The organism is Myxococcus sp. AM009 (assembly GCF_013372605.1).
Lineage (GTDB): Bacteria > Myxococcota > Myxococcia > Myxococcales > Myxococcaceae > Myxococcus > Myxococcus vastator.
In genome coordinates this window covers 20,193-41,152 of record NZ_JABXEP010000071.1, presented here as the reverse complement: position 1 = coordinate 41,152, position 20,960 = coordinate 20,193, and the positions used below count along the sequence as shown (strand labels likewise).

The 20,960-nt window shown below is 70.4% G+C and carries 14 protein-coding genes; 7 read left to right on the top strand and 7 right to left on the bottom strand.

The genetic code is table 11. From position 1 onward, the window contains the following. Positions 1-1,039, top strand: a 1,039-nt coding sequence (locus HV824_RS18940; protein ID WP_176423939.1) for a right-handed parallel beta-helix repeat-containing protein, incomplete at its 5' end; no start/stop codon positions are given. A gap of 7 nt (positions 1,040-1,046) precedes the next feature. Here the strand turns inward: HV824_RS18940 and HV824_RS18935 are convergent. The 4 genes from HV824_RS18935 to HV824_RS18925 all read right to left on the bottom strand — a co-directional run bounded on the left by HV824_RS18935 (position 1,047) and on the right by HV824_RS18925 (position 7,741). After that, the gene (locus HV824_RS18935) at positions 1,047-2,111 is read right to left on the bottom strand and encodes a serine protease (RefSeq protein WP_176421102.1); all 1,065 of its coding nucleotides are present in this window, start codon (positions 2,109-2,111) and stop codon (positions 1,047-1,049) included. A 14-nt stretch (positions 2,112-2,125) separates the two neighbouring features. Continuing rightward, positions 2,126-4,741, bottom strand: a complete 2,616-nt coding sequence (locus HV824_RS37500) for a WD40 repeat domain-containing protein (protein ID WP_368738079.1) — start codon at positions 4,739-4,741, stop codon at positions 2,126-2,128. Between the two features lie 126 nt (positions 4,742-4,867). After that, positions 4,868-6,769, bottom strand: coding sequence for a serine protease (locus tag HV824_RS37495; RefSeq protein ID WP_368738078.1), 1,902 nt, complete (start codon positions 6,767-6,769; stop codon positions 4,868-4,870). 84 nt (positions 6,770-6,853) lie between these two features. Continuing rightward, positions 6,854-7,741, bottom strand: coding sequence for a LysR family transcriptional regulator (locus tag HV824_RS18925; protein WP_255208165.1), 888 nt, complete (start codon positions 7,739-7,741; stop codon positions 6,854-6,856). 261 nt (positions 7,742-8,002) lie between these two features. Between HV824_RS18925 and HV824_RS18920 the strand changes: the two genes are divergently transcribed. The 4 genes from HV824_RS18920 to HV824_RS18905 all read left to right on the top strand — a co-directional run bounded on the left by HV824_RS18920 (position 8,003) and on the right by HV824_RS18905 (position 13,498). Next, entirely contained in the window at positions 8,003-9,370 is a 1,368-nt protein-coding gene (locus HV824_RS18920; RefSeq protein WP_255208164.1) for an SBBP repeat-containing protein, read from the top strand. A 76-nt stretch (positions 9,371-9,446) separates the two neighbouring features. Then, positions 9,447-10,157, top strand: coding sequence for a ribose-5-phosphate isomerase RpiA (rpiA, locus tag HV824_RS18915; RefSeq protein WP_176423938.1), 711 nt, complete (start codon positions 9,447-9,449; stop codon positions 10,155-10,157). 196 nt (positions 10,158-10,353) lie between these two features. Next, positions 10,354-12,057, top strand: coding sequence for a DUF1592 domain-containing protein (locus HV824_RS18910; RefSeq protein ID WP_176421098.1), 1,704 nt, complete (start codon positions 10,354-10,356; stop codon positions 12,055-12,057). Between the two features lie 4 nt (positions 12,058-12,061). After that, positions 12,062-13,498, top strand: a complete 1,437-nt coding sequence (locus HV824_RS18905) for a DUF1552 domain-containing protein (RefSeq protein ID WP_176421097.1) — start codon at positions 12,062-12,064, stop codon at positions 13,496-13,498. A gap of 69 nt (positions 13,499-13,567) precedes the next feature. On the opposite strand, the gene HV824_RS18900 is transcribed toward HV824_RS18905, so the two are convergent. Together HV824_RS18900 and HV824_RS18895 are read right to left on the bottom strand one after the other, a co-directional pair. After that, positions 13,568-14,590: a metal-dependent hydrolase gene (locus tag HV824_RS18900; protein ID WP_176421096.1), complete on the bottom strand. Its 1,023-nt coding sequence runs from the start codon at positions 14,588-14,590 to the stop codon at positions 13,568-13,570. Positions 14,591-14,747: 157 nt separating this feature from the next. After that, complete coding sequence (locus tag HV824_RS18895; protein WP_176421095.1) at positions 14,748-16,058, bottom strand: pectin acetylesterase-family hydrolase; 1,311 nt, start codon at positions 16,056-16,058, stop codon at positions 14,748-14,750. 212 nt (positions 16,059-16,270) lie between these two features. Here HV824_RS18895 and HV824_RS18890 point away from each other — a divergent pair, with 212 nt between their 5' ends. Together HV824_RS18890 and HV824_RS18885 are read left to right on the top strand one after the other, a co-directional pair. Beyond that, on the top strand, positions 16,271-16,942 hold the full coding sequence (locus HV824_RS18890; RefSeq protein ID WP_176421094.1) for a hypothetical protein: 672 nt from the start codon (positions 16,271-16,273) through the stop codon (positions 16,940-16,942). Positions 16,943-17,090: 148 nt separating this feature from the next. Next, positions 17,091-18,812: a PAS domain-containing sensor histidine kinase gene (locus HV824_RS18885; RefSeq protein WP_306465617.1), complete on the top strand. Its 1,722-nt coding sequence runs from the start codon at positions 17,091-17,093 to the stop codon at positions 18,810-18,812. Here HV824_RS18885 and HV824_RS18880 read toward each other — a convergent pair. Continuing rightward, positions 18,781-20,901 carry an ATP-binding domain-containing protein gene (locus HV824_RS18880; RefSeq protein WP_176420738.1) on the bottom strand — a complete coding sequence of 707 codons (2,121 nt, stop codon included), beginning with the start codon at positions 20,899-20,901 and terminating at the stop codon, positions 18,781-18,783. The genes HV824_RS18885 and HV824_RS18880 overlap by 32 nt on opposite strands. Positions 20,902-20,960 lie beyond the last annotated feature (59 nt).

The window sequence follows — 20,960 nt, the reverse complement described above, 5'->3', positions numbered from 1 at the left end:
GTACCGGGTGGTGGGCGATGCGAACGGGGTCGTCACCATCCCCCAGGGGCAGGTGCTGACGGTAGGGCCGGGCGTCATCCTGGACTTCCGGGGCCAGCCGGAGGTGACGGAGCGGGACGTGGACTCGGACGCCCCCGACAACGTGATGAACCACCAGGCGGGCCGCGTGGAGGTCCGCGTGTACGGCGCCATCCAGGTCCAGGGAACGGCGGAGGCGCCCGTGCTGCTGACGTCCACCAATCCCCATGGCTGGTGGGGGATGAACTTCTACGGCGCCAGTTCGGTGGGCTCGGGCGACCCGGTGTTCGAGCACATGATTTTCGAGAAGGTGCGCAAGAATCAGTACAACAGCGACCGCGATTGGACGCGTGGCGCGCTGTGGGTCTACTACCCGGGACCGGTGACGATTACGGACTCGGTGTTCCGTGACAACGAGTCCTCCGCCAACTGCGGCGCGTTGGACCTGATGTTCACCGACGGCTCGCGGGTGGAGAACACCGTCTTCGAGAACAACCGCATCCGCGAAATCGACCGCTTCGCGCAGCCGGGCACCTCGTCGATGGCCGGGGGCGGGGCGGTGTGCATCACCCACGGGCGCAACACGGTGCTGCGTGGCAACACGTTCCGGGGCAACTTCGTGGAGGCCTTCGGTGGCTCGCTGACGAGCGACCTCTGGGACCGGCCCATCCTCACGTGGCCCAACCCGGGGGGCATCTTCGACCTGGGCGGTGGCGCCGCCATCCACTACTTCCAGCCGGACAATGACCTGCTGGAGGGCAACGTGTTCGAAAGCAACTTCATCCCCCTGGGGCCCGGCGCGGCCGTCCAGTTGGAGGACATGGGTGGCTCCCGGACCGTCATCATGCGAGGCAACCGCTTCGTGAACAACCGGGGTGGGGCCGGAGGCGTCATCACCTGCAACCGCGGCTCGAACACCGGCGAGCTGGTCATCACCCGCGACAACGTCTTCACCGGCAACACGGTGAATGGGCAGCCGGCCACGAACATGACGGGCGACTGCGGCGTGGTGACGCAGTAGCGGTTCCTCACGGATTTGCGAAGCGGACGCCCGCGCGGCTCAGCAGCGGGTCGTCCGCCAGTTGCCACAGCGCGACCGCGTGATTCTCCTGCCCGGTGCCACCGAAGTGCAGGCCGAGCACGGCGTGCGTCTCCAGGTCCACGATGGGGGAGCCGGAGCTGCCTCCCAGCGTGGAGCAGTCATGGGAGAGCTGTTGCCGGGCCGCGTCCAGAGAGAGCAGCTCCCCAGGCTGGAGCCGCTTCACGCCGAACGCGTCCTCGAAGATGCGCAGCAGCACCTCGGGCGGCGTGCGGCCGTGGTCCTTCATCGGGTAGCCCACGCAGTACAAGGCGCGGGAGTCCGCCGTGTCCGGTGCCTGGGTGGCGAGCCGCAGCGGGGCGGGACGCAGCACCGCGCCCGTGGGCGCGCCCAGGCGCAGCAGCGCCAGGTCATGCACGGTGTGAATCGCCGCGACGCCCTGGATGGGGAAGGTGGCCTGGGCATCGCGCTGGTGTTCACCCAGCCAGTCCACCCGGGGCACCACGCCGAGCCGCAACAGCCACTGGTCCTTCGCCTGCCGGCAGAAGTGCTGCGCGACGTGGCGGTTGGTCATCACCAGCTCATCCGTCACCAGGAAGCCCGTGCCGAGCATGCCGCTCCCGGCCAGCTCGACGCGCCCGGTGGCGTCGATGGTCCGCTCGATGGGCTCACGGTGCTGCTCCAGCACCTCCCACCCCACGGGCGGCGCACCGAAGCTGCCGTTCCGGATGGCGAGGGCAGGGCGGCCGAAGAAGGCGACGACCGTCTCCAGCGCCGTCCGCTCGGTGACGGATAGCGGTGTGTCCTCCCCTGAGTGCTCCAGCCGCGCGAGGACCTGAGCGCCCGTCGTCAGCAGGGCACGCAGTTCGTCGCGCAGTGCGTCGGCGGTCACCTTGCCGACGACGGACGTGTGCACGCGCCAGGACGGTGGGAAGTGCGTGGCGACGAGCGCCTCCACGCCGTCAGGGCGTAGCGCCTCGCGGACCTTCGACAAGTCGCGGAGGGTGCGGTGTGCCCGGTGCATCGGCTTGGGGCCTTTCGCGGTGGCGCTCATGGAGACGTCATTCCTCACGGCCTCGGAGGGCCCGCCAAGGGGGCCGCTGGGAGAAGGGAGGGGTCGCAGATGGCCTGGACCGGTGCGTACTCTCGCCGTCCGCGCATGAGCGTGCAGGCCTGTCGCAGCAGGTCATCCATCCGGAGGGAGAAGAGATAGGCGCCGTCCGAGTCGAAGGACGCGACGCGCGTGCCTGCCGCGTCGGCCGTCATCTCCAATCCGGAGTGGCCGCCATGATGCAACCCGGCCACGTGTCGACCATCGGCGGTCCGCCAGAAATGGAGCCTGCCTGACATGTCCGAGATACCGAAGCGCTCCTGTGCGTGATGGACCCGCACCTGGGTATTCGTGCTCAGGTTGATTCTGCGCACGAGCGCGCCCGTCGTCGGGTCGAAGAGGTGGATGGCGTTGTCCGTCACCGCGATGAGCCGGGAGGTATCCGGCGAGAAGGAGAGCGCCTTGACCTTCCCGTCGATGGCCGCCAGGGGCTGCGGCCGTCCGTGTGTGGCGTCGAAGAGGTAGGCCTGCCCCATCCAGTAGACGTCGGGGTGGTTGGCCACCGCGAAGTACTTCGAGTCCGGTGAGAACGCGGTGACGGCGGTGCCCTGGCTCGTAGGCAGCGGTGCCAGCCGCTTCCCCGTGGCGCTCTCCCAGAGGGCGGAGGACTCGGGCACGTTGGAGATGGTGACGAAGCGCTCGCCGTTTGGGGAGAACGAGGCGCCGTGTGACGTCATCGTCGATGTGGCCAGGGGCGCTTCGTGCGTGAGCCGGCAGGCCTCGGTGGAGCCCAGGTAGACGGCGCGGTAATCCTCGATGGCGAAGTGCTTGCCGTCTGGGGAGAACTCGACGCGGGCGCTTGGTGAGAACGTCGTCGTTGTCTGGCATCCGTCCTCGCCAGTCGCCCCCTCCCGCCGGAGGTGAGCGCGAGCGCGCGGCGTGGCCACGGCGCGCTGCCAGCTCCAATGGGCAGGAAGCGAGGTCAGGTGGATGCCTGCTTCGATGGGCGGCGGCTGAGAGCGCGGTCCATGCGCCGCGTGGTTCACATCCCAGAACTGGACCTTCACGCCACAGCGGACGGCGAGGAACTGGCCGTCGCGTGAAAAGGCGCCCTCCAGCGGCGGATGCATGCCGGTGACGTCACAGTCTCCCAGCGCCGTCGTGGTGGCCGTCCGCCTGTCGACGAGCGAGAGCTGGCCGCTTTGTGGCTCCCGCACCACCATCCAACGCAGGTCCCCGGACACGGCGAAGCCGCCCGGCACGTATTCGTCCCAGGTGGTGATATCGAGGCTCATCCGCGTCAGGCCGGGATCGGCCTGGACGAGCAGCGAGCGTCCATCCGGCGCGACCAGGGCGCGCTCCGCCCGATAGTCCAGGGGCCCCTTGCGGAACATCCAGCGCTGGGTGGCCTGGGGAAACCGGATGTAGGGATGCGCGCCGGAGAGCGCATCGGCGAACTCGGCGACGCGGCGTCCATTTTCGAAGATGCGTCCGAAGAGAGGGTTGGGCGTCCAGCGTGGTCGCCTCCGCGGGAACTCCGCGCGGCCCTGGGCTGCGCCGGGGGCTTTGTCACAGAGGCGAACGGCGAGCGCCGCGGAGAAGACGTCGTCGAAGGCCCAGAGGCTGCAATCGTCGTCGAAGGACGGCATGAGCGCGTGCCCTTCGAGTTTCGTCAGGGTGCGCAAGTTCCTGCCCGAGGGCACGTCTATCAAATGGAGGCTCACGTCTCCGCGCCGATCGCCGAGCACCGCCAGCTTGCTCGAAGGGGAGAAGGCGACCGAAGGGCCCGGGTCATGCGTGGTGATGCACCGGATACGGCGCGCCTCGGAGGTCAGGTCGTAGAGGCACGTCGTCTCTTCACCGCCCACCCAGGCGTAACGCGCGTCGCCCGACAACACGGCTTGGGTACAGGGCTCCTGGAAGGTCAGCTCGCGCAGCTTCTGGCCGGTGTTCGCGTCCCAGAGCTTCACCGTGCGGTCGAGGCTGGCGGACAACACGCGGTCGCCGCGCTCCGAGAACGAGATGGCGGTGACCTGGTCCTGGTGGGCTTCCGGGAGGGAGGGCACGGAGCCCGAAGCGCTCCACCGCAACAGGGCACCCTGGCGGCTCCCCAGCCAGAGCGTTCCATCTCCAGGTGAGAAGCCAAAGGCGTGCGTGTCCACGCCTGAAACGTCGGCGTGCAGCGAACGCATGCACTCCATCGGCGCGCCTTCCGGGCACAGGTCGACGGACTCGAACTCGCGCAGCAGGCGGGCGGTGCGGACGTCCCAGAGCCGGCTGACGAACCGCATGGACGGAGACAGCACGATGCCGCGAGTGACGAGATGCCGTGAGTCCGGGGAGAACGCGCCGACGGTGCGCGCCTCGAGCTCCGTGGACAAGGGCGCGGAGTAGAGGAACGCGATGATGGACTCGGTCAGCGCTTCCGTCACTTCATCCTGGGCCGCGTCCAGGCCTTCCTGGGGGCTTCCCGCGAGCTGGATGGCCCGGGTGAGCGCCTCCACCTCGCGCCCAGGGCTGCGCGACAGGCTCACCACGGCGTCGGCTTCGGAGATGCGCAGTTGCTGGGAGAGCCGTTTCGAGGTCGCTGCCTCGGCGGCCACTGCCAGCTCGGCGGCATCCTTCGCTTCCACGGCCTGTTTCTCTGACGCCACCGCCCGGAGGTAGAACCCGCTCACGCCTAGCAGGGCACTGACGGAGGCGCCCAGGGCTAGCCACAGGTTTCGTCGTGCCCGTCCTTGCCGCCGCCGCGCTGCTTCCTAGCCGCGCAGGACGTACCGTTGGGCCAGCGCGCTCGTCTGGTGCGCATGGAGGGCAAGCATCGCCTGCGCGCGGGTGAGCGCCTCGCCTCGCGGCAGCCGGTGCTCGGCTTCCTGGCGCTGCCGGGCGCGCTCCGCTTCCCACCACCGCTCCGCGTCGGCCTGCACGGCTTCGTGCCAGCGCCGGAAGGCCCGGTCCTCGGTGCGCAGCTTCACGAAGCGTTGCCAGTGCGTGAGGAGCGCGTCGTGAATCAGCTCCACCGTCTCTCGCCGCTGATGGCCATCCTGGGACGTCACCAGGAGCCGCCCGTTGACGAGCACCTGGAGCACCGCGTCCACCTCGGCCTGCTCACCCAGACGCCCGCGCAGCACCTCCAGCGGCACCCGGCGTCCCTTGTCCTCCAGGCCGCTGTCCGCCTCACCCAACTGCACCAACTCCAGCAGCAGCCGGTCCGCCAGCCGGCGCTCCGAGGGCTTCAGCGGTTCGTAGACGCTGTCCGCCCAGCGCGCCAGGGCGCCGAGCAGCCCCGCGCTGGCGTTGAAGGACTCCAGGGTCATCGCGCCATCTCGCGACGCCTGCCACAGCTGCGTCAGCGCGACCTCCAGCAACGGGAGCACGGTGACGCGAGCGCCCGCGCCGGACTCCACGCGGAACTCCTCCTGCGCGGCCAGGGCGATGGAGTCCACCACCTCGGGCGGGTCGAAGCGCAGGCCCACCTCCCGGGCCGGGCCGGAGATGATTTCCCGAAGCTCCGAGGGCGTCAGCACCGACGGCACCTGCACCCGGTGCTCACCGAGCAGGGAGCGCAGCCTCGGCGCGCGCTCGGACAGCACCGCGTCGAACCCCTCGCGCAGCGCCACCACGCACGTCACTGGCAACGACGCGTCCGCGAGCGCGGAGAGCTGCTGGAGGAAGCGTTGATGCCGCGCCAGCTCCGAGCTGCTGCCGCGCAGGAGCACGTCCTCCAACTGGTCGATGACCAGCACCAGCCGCTTGCCTGGCTCCGGGTTCGCGGTCCGCCACGCCTGGACGCGCCCCACCAGCTCCTCTCCAGCGGGCAGGCCCGCGCCCTCCAGCGCGGCGAACGGCTCCAGTCCCGGGCGCAGGGCCCGGACGTCCCAGTGCTGGCTGCCCGGAATGGACGTTCCACTCCGCAGCGCGGGAATCAGCCCCGCGTGGAGCAACGACGACTTGCCGCTGCCCGAAGGGCCGGAGACCTCCACGAACCGGGGCAGCTTCGCCAGCAGCGGCAGCAGTTGCTCGTCCAGCACCCGGCCGCGTCCCTTCCAGAACCGCGCGTCCGATTCACGGAACGACGCCAGGTCCCGGTAGGGGCAGTCCTCGGAAGCGCGCAGCGCCGGACAGCGCGCGAGCAGCTGCTCCGTGGGCGTCGCATACGCCTCCCGCGCCTCCGAGGCCGCGGCCTTGAAGCGCACCACGCCCACCACGCGCCGCGTCTGCTCATCGAAGAGGGGGCTGCCGCTGAAGCCCTCCCGGATGTCCGAGCCGTGCAGCAGCAGCTTGCGGAAGTCGCCGTCCCCCGTCGCGTAGCCGATGGTGCCGCGGGCCCAGGTGCCCGTGTCATCGAAGCCCCGTGGAAATCCGAACGTGGCGAAGCGGTGGTCCGCGCTCCGCTCCGCGCTGCCCAGGGGGAGCGGGGTGGAGGGCCCTCGGAGCGGGCGCGTCAACTCCAGCACCGCGAGGTCCGCCACCTCGGTCGGGCTCGATGCGTCGAGCCGCAGCCGCGCCGAGGCCTTCTCGTGGCTCTGAAGCACCTCCAGGCAGATGGCGTCTCGCTCGGTGTCGCCGAGCGTGTCGAGCACGTGCCAGCACGTCACCACCAGGCGCTCGGTGACGAAGAACCCTGTTCCGAGGACGTGCTGCCGATCCCTGCTCAACACGCGAACGACGCCTTCTCGGAGGTCACTGCCTTTCATGGTGCACGCGAAGCTAGCACGCGCACCCAGCGCTGATTCCAGGCGCACTCAGGAGGTGGATTCCGTCTCCGTGAGCGCTTCCACGACACGGCGGGCGGCCCGCCCCAGGGTGATGCCCGCGCGATGGTGGAGCTGGGGATGGAACGCGTGGGTGGCGTCGCCCGCCAGCTTCAGGGCCTTCAGCTCGCCCCGGCGCAGCTCGCGGGCGGCCATGTATTCGGGCAGCCACCCGAAGCCCAGCCCCTCCATGATGGCGGCCTTCTTCGCCGCGAAGTCATTGAGGTGCACCGTGGAGCGCGTCTCCAGCGCGCCGGTGCTGAGCTGGAGCCGCGGGTCCGAGCCGCGCACCGTGAGCACCAGGTGCTCGGCCAGATCCTCGTCCTTCAACGGTCCCCTCCGCCGGGCCAGGGGATGTCCCCGGTGGGCCACCAGGATGGCCTTGAGCTCCGGCAGGCGGTACGTGCGCAGGCCCGGCACGGTGGGCGGCAGCAGCGTCACCATCAGGTCCGCCTCCTCGCGCGCGAAGGCCGCCTCCACGCCGGAGAGGAACTCCGCGGAGACGTGGAAGCGGGTGCTGGCGCCCTCGGCGCGCAGCTCCTTCACCACGCGAAGCAAGGGCTCGGCGGGGAAGATGCCGTCGAAGACGATGCGCAGCGCGGGCTCCCAGCCGGCGCGAATCTCCGCGCACGCCGCCTCCAGCTCGCGCTCGGCGACCAGCAGCTTGCGGCAGTGCTCCAGGATCCGTTCCCCGGCGGGCGTCAGCCGGGTGCGGTAGCCGCGCCGGTCGAGCAGCGTCAGCTCCGTCTGCGTCTCGAGCGTGCGCAGCGCGTACATCACCGCCGTGTGTCCCTTGCGCAGGGCCTCCGCCGCGGCGGTGAAGGTGCCGTGGCGGGCGAGGGCGTCCAGGGCGCGGGCCTGCTCCAACGTGACGTTCATGCCCGACATTGTGCAATTTTCAGACAAGCCCAGGCACTTCTTTGGGGAAGGCCCCCATGGCTTGCTCATGCCCGGGGTTCGCGGGACTTGGAGCCTCTAATCCGGAGTAGCCGGGTTTGTGTTTCACGCGCAGTCTCAAGTGACACGGTGCCAACACGCCGCGTCACGTATTTCCCTCTCGGGGACGTCGTCGTTCGGGATTCTCAATGTCTGCTGGCTGCGTAGAGTGCGGGCAGAGATTTTCATCCCGAGGAGTCGCCCATGGTTCGTGGTTGGCAGCGGTGGAGCGCGTGCGGAGTCCTGGGTGGGTGGGCGCTGCTGAGTCTTCCCGGGGCCGCGCTCGCGAAGGCGCCTCCGCTGCAGCAGGTCACCAGCTGGGTGCACCAGTCCGGCAGCCCGCGGGACGAGCTGGCACAGGCGGTCACCACCTCGGGCGACGCCGTCTATACGGCGGGCTACACCAGCGGGCAGCTCGGCGCGGACCCCTCGGCGGGGGGCCAGGACGCCTACGTTTCGAAGTACGACGCCGCGGGCGCGCTGCTGTGGACGCGGCAGTTGGGAACGTCCGCGAACGACCGTGCGCTCGCGGTGTCCGCGGATGAGGCCGGCAACGTCTACGTCGCGGGCTACACGTGGGGCAGCTTCAGCTTCTACGAGAACGCCGGCGGCACGGACTTGTTCATGGCGAAGTACGACGCGAAGGGCGTCTTCCAGTGGGTCCGGCAGTTCGGCACCGCCACGGATGACTACGCCACGGGCATCGCCGCCACGCGGCTGGCGTCACAAGACGCCGTCTTCGTCAGCGGCTACTCGCTGGGGCGCTTCGATGGCTCGGCCCCGCAAGGCAACTACGACGTGGTGGTGGCCAAGTTCGACACGGGCGGCAATCCCTATTGGCTGCGGCAGTTCGGCTCCGCGCGCAGTGACGTGGCGCTGGGCGTGGCCGTGAGCCGCGACGAGGACGTCTACGTCACCGGCTACACCTTCGGCAGCCTCGACGGCGTGACGAACCCGGGCAACACGGTGGACCTGTTCCTGACGAAGTACAGCGTCCTGGGCGAGCCGCGGTGGATTCGACAGCTCGGCTCCTCGCATGACGAGTTCGGCACCGGCGTCGCGGTGGCGGACGATGGCGGCGTCTACGTGTCGGGCTACACGTCGGGCGCGCTGGAGGGAGACGTCCGCCTGGGGTCCTATGACGCCGTGCTGGTGAAGTACGACACCGAAGGCAACTGGCATTGGACGCGGCAGCTGGGCACGGCGACCACCGACTACGCGCAGTCGGTGGCGGTGGGCAAGGAGGGCCGTGTCTACCTGGCGGGGTTCACCTCCGGCGCCATGGGCGGCGAGCCGTCGCTCGGGAGCACCGACATGTTCCTGGCCAGCTACGACAGCCACGGCACGTGGCTGGATTTCCGGCAGGTGGGCTCCGCGGCGGCGGACCGTGGCCAGGGCGTGGCCACCGCGCAGGACGGCGCCGTCTATCTGGTGGGCTCCACCTTGGGGCAGGCGTCCAGCTTCCCCAGCGCGGGTGGCTACGACGCGGTGCTGTACCGCTTCCTGGATGGCGCCACGTTGCCGGATGAGCCAGGGCCGTGGGGACCCCGAGGGGACTCCAAGGGCCTCTGAGTCGTTCGCCGTCCAGCACGGGACATCGCGCGCGGGGACGCTCCGCCAGCGCGCGCCGCCGCGCTACGCTTCCGCCATGAGCCAGCAGGGCGACGGCGCGGCGACGGCCCGCTACAAACAAGCGGCCGCTGAATGGGCGGTGGACGGCTTCCTCCAGCCGGGCATGGTGGTGGGGCTGGGCACGGGCAGCACCGCGGCCTTCGCCGTCCAGCGGTTGGCCGCGCTGCGCGCGCGGGGGCGGCTGTTGGACGTGGTGGGCGTGCCCACCTCCCGCGCCACGGAGGCGCTGGCGCGCTCATGGGGCGTGCCCGTGACGACGCTGGACGTGCACCCCGTGCTGGACGTCACCATCGACGGCGCGGACGAAGTGGCGCCGGACCTGTCCCTCATCAAGGGCGGAGGTGGCGCGCTGCTGCGCGAGAAGATCGTCGCGCAAGCAAGCCAGCGCGTCGTCATCGTGGTGGACACGGGAAAGCTGTCCCCCGTGCTGGGCACGCACGGGCCGGTGCCGGTGGAGGTGCTGGCGTTCGGTTGGCGCTCCCAGGCGCGGTTCCTCGAGTCGCTCGGCGCGCGCGTCTCCGTCCGGCACGGCGCCGGCGGCGCGCCCTTCCTCACGGACCAGGGCAACCTCGTGCTCGACTGTGCCTTCGGTCCCATGGACGCGCCCGCGTCGCTGGCCGCGAGCCTGGGCGCGCGCGCGGGAATCATGGGCCACGGTTTGTTCCTCAACCTCACCACGGACCTGGTGGTGGCCGGGCCGCGCGGCGTGGAGCACCGCGCGCGGTGAAGTCAACTCGGTGTGCCCGCACACCCGGAGTCCTCCCGCACCCAGAAGACAAACAGCGTCAACGTAGGCGGCTGTGTGGCCAGTATTTTATGTATTCCTTGCATTCACCGCTTCGCGGCGCCAATCCCAGCGCAATCCCGCAGCTTGCCTGGACGTCCAGGGGCTTTGAAGCGCCGCGCTAGAATCGTGACGGAGCGTGTCGGTGAAGCGGTTAGAGTCGTCCGCCAGCCAGCACTTCAGAGGGGGCCCATCTGGGGGGAGCTGGTCCGAGGGTGCCTTGCGTATGCGACTCTTCCGTTTCTCCGTTTCCGCGGCCTTGCTGCTGTCAGCGGCGTCGTGCTCTTCCGACAAGCCCTCGCCAGGGGCGCCTCCTGAAGTCGACGAGGCCTCGGCGACGCGTGTGCGGCGCATGACGCGCGCGGAGTACGACAACAGCGTCAACGCCATCTTCCCCACGACGGTGCCGCTGGTGATGACGTACGCCTTCGCGCCGGAGGACACCATCCTCGGGTTCTCCACCCACGACCGGCTGCAGGTCACGTCCTTGCTGGCGGACCAGATTGACGTGGCCGCCAACAACCTCGCCGAATACGGCAAGGTTCAGCTGCGCGCGGACTGGACGTGCGCGGCGGACGTGCCGGAGCTGGAGTGCGCGGAGAAGTTCATCCGCGGCATCGCCTCGCGCGCCTACCGCCGGCCCGTCACCGATGACGAGGTCGCCGACTTCCTGGTGCTGTGGCGGGAGGCGCGCAAGGGGACGGACCCGGCCACCTCTGCGCGCGTCGTGCTCCAGGGCATCTTCTCCTCGGCGTCCTTCCTGTATCGCACCGAGCTGGGCGCGGAGGGCGCGGGCGCCAACCAGGTGGTGCGGCTGACGCCGCATGAGGTCGCCACCGCGCTGGCCTTCGCCATCACCGCCGGCCCCGCTGACGCGGCGCTGCTGGCCGCGGCGGAGGCGGGCCAGCTCGACTCTCCGGACGAGCGTGAGAAGCACGCCCGCCGGCTGCTGGCCACGCCCGCGGCGCAGAAGCACCTGTACCGCTTCATCGAGGAGTGGATGGGCCTCACCGGCCAGGCCAACCTCACCAAGAACAACCAGGTGTTCCCGGCCTTCAGCGCGGCCTTCAAGGTCTCCAGCCAGGCGGAGACGCGGGACTTCATCAACCACATCCTGAAGGAGCGCAACGGCTCCGTCCGCGAGCTGCTCAACGCCGACTACACCTACGCCGACGCGCGCATGGCGTACTTCTACGGCTCCCAGCCCACCACGCCGGACGGCACCCCGGGCCGGCTGCCGCTGCCGCCCGAGCGCGCGGGCATCCTCACCCACGCCAGCGTGCTGGCCACCTACGCGCTCTTCGACTCCAGCTCGCCCATCCGCCGCGGCAAGTTCATCCTGCACCGGCTGCTGTGCCGCGAGGTGCCGCCGCCGCCGGCCACCATCTCCATCATCCCGCCGGAGCCGGTGCTGGACCGCACCACGCGTGAGCGCTTCGCCGCCCACACCAACAACCCGACGTGCGCGAGCTGCCACCGGACCCTGGACCCCATCGGCTTCGGCTTCGAGGACTTCGACGGCCTGGGCAAGCACCGCACGGAGGAGAACGGCCTGGCGGTGGATGCCTCCGGCGCCGTGGAGCTCGCCCATGGCACCGTCCCCTTCACGGGCGCCGCGGCGCTGGCCCGCGTGCTGGCGACCAGCGATGACGTGGGGGACTGCGTGCCGCTCCAGCTCTTCCGCTTCGCCATGGGACGTGACGAGGCCCCCGTCGACGAGCACATGCTGGCCGACATGCGGTCCATGTTCCGGGCCAACCCGGAGTGGCGGCTGGGCGACGCGCTCGTCGGCCTCGTGCGCTCCCCGTATTTCGTCCACCGGCGTACCTCTTCCCCCGAGTAGCCCCATGCTCCGCGAACTTTCCCGACGCTCCCTGCTCCAGGCGCTGGCCGGCTCGACGGCGGCGCTCCCCTTGGCCAACCTGCTCGGCACCACGGACGCCTACGCCCAGGGCACCGCGCCGCCGCTGCGCTTCGTGGCCCTGTTCACCTCTCACGGCTGCCTTCCGGAGTTCTGGAATCCCCAGGGCTCGGAGTCGAACTTCACGCTCGACTTCCCCAACTCCATGCTCGCGCCGCTCCAGCCGCACCGGGACAAGCTCCTGGTGCTGGACGGCCTGGACTACCAGGTCCTCTACGAGCAGGGCTTGACGGGCCATGAAGGCGGCCCGGTGACGTTCCTCACCGGCAGCAAGGTGAACACCGGCAGCGGTGACCACCTGCCGGAGAGCGCCTCGCTGGACCAGGTGCTGGGCAACCACATCGGCGGTGGCACGCGCTTCCGCTCCCTGCAGCTCAACGCCTGGGAGCAGTTCGGCGGCCAGCACGTCTACAACAGCATCAGCTTCACGGCGAACGGCTCGCGCGTCCCCTTCGAGCGCGACCCGGCCAACGTGTACCAGCGCCTCTTCGGTAACGCGCCCTCGCCTACGGCCGACCCGGCGCAGGTGGAGGGCAACCGGGCGCGCCGCAAGAGCCTGCTGGACTTCCTGGTGAAGGACGCCACGCGCCTGCGCAACCGCCTGGCGGGCGCCGAGCGCCAGAAGCTGGAGACGCACCTGGAGGCGCTGCGCGACATCGAGCGGCGCCTGGGCACGCTGAGCACGGACCCGGCGCCCACGCCCCAACTGCAGTCCGGAGACGCCGCGTGCGCCGCCGGCCTCTCGGTGCCGTCCTATGGCCTGGGCGGCCTGGGCAACCTCGGCAACATGCCGACGCTGACGCGGCTGCACCTGGACCTCATCGCGCGCGCCTTCGCGTGTGACCTCACGCGCGTCGTCACCATGACGATTCCGGGGCCGTCCATGCCCTGGCTGGGCATCCACGAGGACACGCACAACGACCTGGCCCACCTGCTGGACGTGCAGGAGGAGCCCCGCCGGTCCGACATCCGCGCGAAGATGGTGCAGGTGCAGCGGTGGTACGCCGAGCAGCTCGCCTACCTGATGACCCAGCTGGCCGCCATCCCGGAGGGCAGCGGCACCGCGCTGGACAACACACTCATCTACTGGGGCAACGAGCTGGGTGACGCGTCCGGCCACATGAACGTGCGCGTCCCCACCGTGCTCGCGGGCGGGGCGGCAGGCCGCTTCCGCATGGGCCGCTTCCTGCGCGTGCGCCCCGCGGGCTCCAACCCGCTGGGCGGCTGGACGGGCCCCGGCACGCCGCTCACGGGCGCAGTGGCGCACAACAAGCTGCTGGTCTCCATTGCCCGGGCCTTCGGCGTGAATGTGAATACGTTCGGCCACCCCGACTACACGGGGGAGCTGCCGGGCCTCACCTGAGCGGCGCTCGGACATGAAGTCCGGGCCCCGGTGGAAGCGGTGTGCTTCCGCCGGGGCCTTCGTGTTTCTTCAGGGCGCCGCGGTGGTGGGCGGGGGGGCCTCGCCCCGCCAGCGGCGCAGCAGCTCGCTGGCGCTGCCGCCGCGTTCCAGCTGGGCGTGAGTCACGGCGTTGGACGCGTCCAGGTGGATGACGAAGGCCAGCGTCGGCTCGCCGCGCAGGTGGTAGCGCAGGTCGGCGATGCGCACCCTCCGGCCACCGTCCTCGAGCGGCTCCCACTGCACGAGCGGGAAGCGGGCCCAGGCGAGCGCCTCGCGCACCGTCGGCACGGCCCGCACGTCCTCCGGCAGCGTGCTTCCGAAAGCCTCCGCGCGCCGGGCCTCGGCGGGCGGGCCCAGCACAGAGACAGCTCCGGCGGCGAAGACGTCGCCGGGCAGCGTGGCCACGTAGCGCCACGTGCTCACGGAGAAGGGCTGGGGAAAGACGCGCACGGCCTGCGCGGCGGGGTAGGCCGCCTCCACCCGCTGCGTCAGCACGGCCCAGGTGGCCACGCGGAAGCCCACGTACACGACGGAGCACGCCGCGCTCCACAGCAGCGCCCGTCGCCAGGCCGCGCGCCGGCGCCAGGCCAGGACCGCGCCGGCGAGCAGGGGCAGCGTCACCCAGGGGTCCACCACCATCGTCCAGTCCAGGCTCAGGCGGCTGTCGGAGAAGGGCAGCAGCACCCGCGTCCCCCAGCCCGTCCACAAGTCGGGCAGCAGGTGCGCGAAGACGACGGAGGCCAGGCTGGTGAGGAACACGGGCGCCAGCCGCGCGCCGCGGAAGCAGGCGCGGGCGGCCAGCGTGGCGGTGAGCGCCACCAGCGGCGCGGCGATGAGCGCGTGGGACAGCCCCCGGTGGGCCTGGAGCGCCACCGTCACCGCGTCGCCGCGCGCCAGCAGGGTGTCCAAATCTGGCAGCTCCGCGGCGAGCACCGACGCCACCAGCACCGCGCGGTCCGTGGGGGAGGCGCGCTCCGGGGCGCCGGGGCGCACGTCGGGCCCGCGCATGGCGCCAATGGCGAGCCCGAGCAGTCCGTGGGTGAGGTTGTCCATGACGTGGCTTCGTCTACCGCCCCTCGGGCCGCGTGGCCAGCGGCGGGGGAGGCGCCATCCGCCCGGCCCCTGAAACGGCGAAGCGGGACGCCAGGAATCCTCTGGCGTCCCGCTCCAGGTGTGGCGTCACCGGGCCAGGCCCGGCGTCAGACGGTGGCTACCCGCCCAGCGCGCCGTTGATGAGCGGCGCGACAATCTGCATGCCCGGGTCCTCGGCGTTGTAGCCGTTGGCGGGCTCGTAGATGCGGATGCGCTGGTTGCCGTTGATCCACCGCGACAGGAACGTGTCCATGCCCACGAACTCGCTGTAGCACTTGTACGTCTGGCTCCACGGGAACTCGAGGTACTCGTACCAGTGGCGCTTCTTCTCCATCTGCTGGCAGGCGTGCGCGCCGATGAAGGTGATGATGGTGCTGCAGTGGCTGGAGTTGATGGCGCGCTCGTGCGGGATGAAGTAGCTGAAGTTGTTGTACTTGTTCAGCTCGGTGACCAGCGCGTCCTGGTCCTGCTTCCAGTAGCCCAGCACGGACTCCTTGTCGTTGGGCGCGTGGAAGCGCTCATAGGAGAAGCGCGAATAGTTGTAGTCGCGCGAGTAGCCCGTGTAGGCCAGCTGGTCGTTGGGGAACTCCTGCGCCACCATGCGGTTGATGGTGCCGAAGTCGCCCTGGCTGAACGTGCCCGGCAGCAGCGAGAAGACGGAGTTCAGATTCCACGACTGGCGAATCTTCTCGTGCAGCGCGCGCGAGCGGAAGTTCGCGTTGGGCGCCAGGAAGATGGGGCCGGAGTCGTTGAGCAGGTAGCCCTGCGCCGGGTTGATGGCCTTGCGCACGAAGTAGTAGCCGGCCGCCGTCGCCGTGCCACCCGCGCTGTAGCCCGTCATCAGCATCTTCTGGACGTTGGGGAACTGCGTCTTCGCGTAGTTCGCCACCGCCAGCGTGTTGACGTAGCCGTTGTGGTGCCACGTCAGCGGCGGGTTCTGCCCCGTCGAATCGACGTAGGTGGCCGCGTTGTTGCCCACGTGCACGTCACCGGTGCAGTACGGCACGTAGACGATGTTCCAGTTCTTCGTCACCAGGTCCGTCTTGCTGCGGCCCGGCAGGCCCGGGTCCGCGCCGTTGACGAGCGGCGACACGTACTTGGCCGTGAACTGGGTGATGTAGTCGTCGGCGATGCCGTTCGGGTTGGCGGCGCCCAGCTGGCCCGCGCGGCCGCTACACGTGTCGTAATCCCAGCACGCGCCGCCACCCTCGAAGAGGAACATCAGGTTGGGCGAACCCGTGCGGTGCACCCAGAACTTGAACTGGGAGCCATTGCCACACTTGGTTCCCGGCAGCTCCACCTTCTGCCAGTTGTAGTTGTTGCCACCGTCCACCAGCACGTCGACGATGGAGGACATCACCACCTCCGCGCGTGCGGCTGCGGGCACGAGCGCGGCGGCCGTGAGTCCTGCAAGGACCAGGTTCTTCATTCGGGGACCTCCGGGTTTAGTTGGAAAAGCCGTGTATACAATGGCGTTGCATCAGAGTCAGGAGGTTTGTGGTTGTTTCATGTCGCCGACGAGCGGGACGTAGGTGCCGCATTGCGCTAAAGAGACAACGCATTGCGGCATTGGAGTAATGCATTGCGCCATTCGCGGTGGGAGGTTGCCGGGCCCACGCCGTGCGCGGTATTCGGAGCAGCATGGCCGTGAATGCATGGAGGAAGGGCCTGCCCGGCCTCGTCTTGGCGACGGTCCTCGTGGTGGCGGCGCTGGTGTACGCGCTTCGCCAGGACGCGGAGCCGGTGACGCCGGAGGTGCCCGCCGTCGTCCAGACGGCCGCCACGCCCGTGGCGCCGCAGGCCGTGGCGCGCACGCCGCCGCCTCCGCCGCGGGCCACGCCGCCGCCGTTGGACCTGACGCGGCCGCCCGAGGAAGTGCCGGACGACAACGCGCCCAAGGTGCACCCGGTGGACCTGCAAGTGATTCGCGCGAAGCTGCCCGACAACCTCTACTGGCGGATGGGCGCGCCCACCCAGGACCCGGCCGAGCTGGAGCGCCGCGAAGGGGAGTCCCGCCGCTGGAACGAGCTCTATGGCAAGGTGCTGTCCGCCGATGCCACGGTGGAGCAGATTCGCGAGTACTACGGCCACCGTCGGCAGGTGTCCGAGGACTTCATCACCTTCTCCACCGAGGTGCTGACCCGGTTCGGTGACGTGCTGCCGGAGCGGGATCGGGGACTCTACGAGCTGAGCATCAACATGCACCGCACGCGGCTGGCGGAGCTGCCGGGGCAGGAGCAGGACGCGCTTGACCGGCGGGAAGCCCAGGAGCGCCGCCGCGAGGCGTGGCGCCAGGGCCAACAGTCACCCTGAGCGCTCTTTCGGGCGGCCGGGGGGACTGTCCACCTCCGGACAGTGTCTCCGCGGGGTGGGGGTGGGGAAGGGCGTTGCCCCCGGGCGGCGAGAATGTTGGCTGCCGTGCAGATTTCCGGCGCGTGACAGTGGGGTGGGCGCGGCGGAGATGTTAAGCGGCTGGTACATCGCCTTGGCCCGTTCTCACACCAACCGCGTGGACGCACTCTCGACCGGACAGGACCCTGGTGGCGCCAGCCACGGTGGGTCGGACGCCACGGGGCTGGATACCGCCCTGCTGGACCAGATGCCGGAAGCGGTCGTCGTCTGCTCGCTGGACGCGCGCTGTGTCCATGTGAATCCCTCCCTGGAGCGGCACCTGGGGCAGCCGCGTCAGGAGCTGCTCGGCCGGAGCCTCTGGGCGCTGCACCCGGAGTGGACGGAGCCTTCCTTCCAGGAGCGCTTCCGCCAGGTGGCCCGGACGGGCGAAGCCGCGGAGTTCGAATGTCACACCGCGCCCCAGGACCGCTGGTTCGTGAAGCGGCTGTTTCGGGTCCATGAGCGCGTCTACCTGTTCTCGCGGGACATCACCGCGGAGAAGAAGCAGGAGGCGACGCTCCGGGCCCTCTACGACGAGATGCGCCGGGCGCAGCGGCACGCCGCCTTCCTGGCCCAGGCCAGCGAGGTGTTGGCGTCGTCCCTGGAGCACGACCTCATCCTGCAGCGCATGGCCCACCTCGCCGTTCCCATCCTGGCGGACGCCTGCGCGGTGGACCTCCCCATGCCGGACGGGCAGGTGCGCCGCGCCGCCGTGGCCTTCTCCAGGCAGGCGCTGGCGGCGTCCGCGCAGGACTTCCAGGAGCGCTATCCCATCCGCCTGGAGGACGCGGCGGGTATCGGCAAGGTGCTGCGCACCGGCGTCACCGAGTTCACCCCGGACTTTCCCGCCATGCTCGCCGCCGCTCAAGGGGGCGACGCGGCGTACCAGCAGGCCGTGGAGGCGCTGGGCATCAGCGCGTACATCATCGTCCCGTTCGTCAGCCGGGGCCGGGTGCTGGGGGCGCTCACGCTGCTCACCTCGGAGTCCCGGCGCAGGTACACGGAGGCGGACGTGCGGCTGGCGGAGGACCTGGCCCGCCGCGCCGCCACCTCGCTGGACAACGGCCGGCTCTATACGGAGGCGCAGGAGGCCGTGCGCGCCCGGGACTCGTTCCTGTCCGTGGCGTCTCACGAGCTCAACACGCCGCTGACCTCGCTCATGCTCAACATCCAGGCGCTGCGGCGCGACATGGAGCCGCGCGCCAGCAGCGGCGCCACGTCACTGGAGGCGCTCTCCACGAAGGTGGTGGCGGTGCAGCGGCAGGTCTCCCGCCTGTCCAGCCTGGTGCGCGAGCTGCTGGACGTGTCCCGCATCACCGCGGGGCGGCTGCGGCTGGAGCGCGAGGACCTGGACCTGGCCGCGCTCACCCTCGAGGTGGTGCCCCGCTTCACCGAGGACCTGGCGCGCGCGGGCTGCGCGCTGAGGCTGGACGCGGGGAGCGCCGCCACCGGCCATTGGGACAGGCTGCGGCTGGAGCAGGTGCTGCAGAACCTGCTCTCCAACGCCATCAAGTACGGCCGGGGCCGCCCCATTGAAGTGCGGGTGGGGGCGGATGTGTCACGCGCCTGGCTGTCGGTGAAGGACCAGGGCGTGGGCATTCCGCCGGAGGGGCGCGCGCGGCTCTTCCAGCGCTTCGAGCGGCTGGCCAGCGAGCGGCACTACGGCGGACTGGGGCTGGGGCTCTGGATTGTGAAGCAGATCGTGGACGCCATGGAGGGCCGCATCGTCGTGGAGAGCGTGCCCGGCCAGGGCTCCACGTTCACCGTGGAGCTGCCGCGCCAGCCGGGGTGACGAGGTGCGAGCGCACGCCGGAGGACACCACCCAGAGCTGATGGGACGTGCGCGTCACCGCCACGTGCAGGCGGCGGCGTGACTCGTCGTCCACCGGATAGGCCCGCGCCGTCGCGTCCGGGAGGATGACGTAGTCGAACTCCAGGCCCTTCACGCTGCCCACGTCGGTGACGTCCACGCCGGGCTCGAAGGTGAACTCGCCGTCGCTCACCAGCCGCGCCCAGGGCTGGTCGGCGACGACGCGGTAGATGGCCTGCGCGGACTCCGGGCTGCTGGCGATGACGCCCACGGAGGCGTGGGGCTCGCGGGCGACGAGGTCCCTGAGCGCCTCGCCGATGAAGAGCTGGGCCTGGGCCTCATCCGGGAAGTGGTGGAAGCCCACGGGCGCGCCCGCGCGGCCGGTGGCGGTGGCCTCCGGGGCCTGCGCGCCCAGCACCTGTCGCGCCAGCTCCACCACGGGCCGGGGACACCGGTAGGAGACCTGGAGCCGGCAGGTGGCGGCGTCGCGGATGTCGAGCTCGTTGAGGACGGCGGGCCAGCCCGCGAAGCCCGCGTCCGTCTGCTGCATCTCGTCGCCCGCGAGCGTGCAGCTCTTGCCCTTGCCCAGCAGCTGGCGGACGGCGAAGAGCTCGAAGAGGGAGAAGTCCTCGGCCTCGTCCAGCACCACGTGCGCCAGCCGCTCCAGGCCCAGCGAGGTGTGCTGGGCCTTGAGGAACATCAGGACGGCCAGGTCGTCCAGGTCCACCGTGCCGGCCATGGCGTCCGGGGTGTCATCCTCGATGGAGCGCCCGTCCACGGTGATGAGCCGCTCCGCGTCGGTGATGTCCTTGAGCGCCTTGGACAGCGGCGTGGCGAGCTGGAGGCGCGTGTGCTCCAGCGTCTCGTCAATGGCGGTGCGAGGAAGCTCGCCCTTGGCGGCCGTGACGACGCTCTCCAGGAAGCGCCGGTCCATGTACGCGTCCGCCATCCGCGTGCGCAGCCGCTCCAGGGTGGTGCCCGCGTCTGTCTTTGGCACGCCCACGCGGGCGGCCAGCGCGCGCCGCAGGGTGGGGTGGCGCTTGAGGCGGGACACCAGCGGCGGCGTGTCATTCCACAGCTTGATGCCGGGCACGTTGAAGGCGGAGCGCGCGGTGGCCAGCAGCCAGGCATCCCGCGTCTGCACGGCCACGTTGCCCAGGCCCAGCGGCGCCAGCAGCCGGCGGGACAGCCGCGCCAGCCCCTCTTCCGGGACGATGAGCTTCATGCGGGCCTGGGGGAACGTCCGCGGGTCGTCGAAGGCCAGCTTCGCCAGCCGGTGCAGCGCCACCGTCGTCTTTCCGCTGCCCGCGCTGCCCAGCACCAGCAGCGGTCGGTCGGGGCCGGTGCTGACGGCCTCGTACTGCTCGGCGTCCAGCATGGCGGTGACGCCAAAGGCATCCTCCAGGCGCCGCGCGCCCTTGCCGGTGCCCAGGAACTCCGGCCGCGCCGCCGTCCCCGCGCCGCCCGACTGGAGCGTGGAGAAGTCGCGGCTCACGCCGCGCCACGCGCCGTCAGCGGAGCGCTCCAGCACCAGCGCGCCGGAGATGATGCGCGTCAGCACGCCGCGCTCGATGATGACCAGCCGGCGCGTCTCCACGGAGCCCTCGGCGAGCCGCTCACCGAAATACTCCTCGTAGTCGTCGCCTTCCTCGTAGCAATAGAAGACCCGGGCCACGGGCGCGAAGCGCCAGTCAATGACTCGCACCCCGGCGCCCACGTCCGCGAAGGTGGTGCGGCCCAGCAAATAGTCGCGCGGGCCGCCTTCGCCATTGAGGCGCAGGTGCGCGAAGTAGGGGGCCTGTGGGTCCGGAAGCTTCACGCCCTCCTGGCGCTCCATGAGGGAGCGCATCTGGTTCATCTGCGCGAAGAGGTGTGGCAGGTCCGCCACGGCCGCGGTGGAGGCCTCGTCCCGCAGCACCTGCAACTGGGCGACAAGTCCTTGAGCGTCCTGTCCGCGCGCGGACTTGCGCCGCGCGGCTTCCAGCGTGGACTGAACACGGGCCAGCAAGGCCTCTTCCTCGGCGATGATGGCGCGGGCATGGTCCGGCAGCGACGCCTCGACGTGGCTCATGCGCGGCAAGGTGAACCTCGGCACCGTGTGCGTCAACCGGTTGTTTTTCCTGAGAGAAA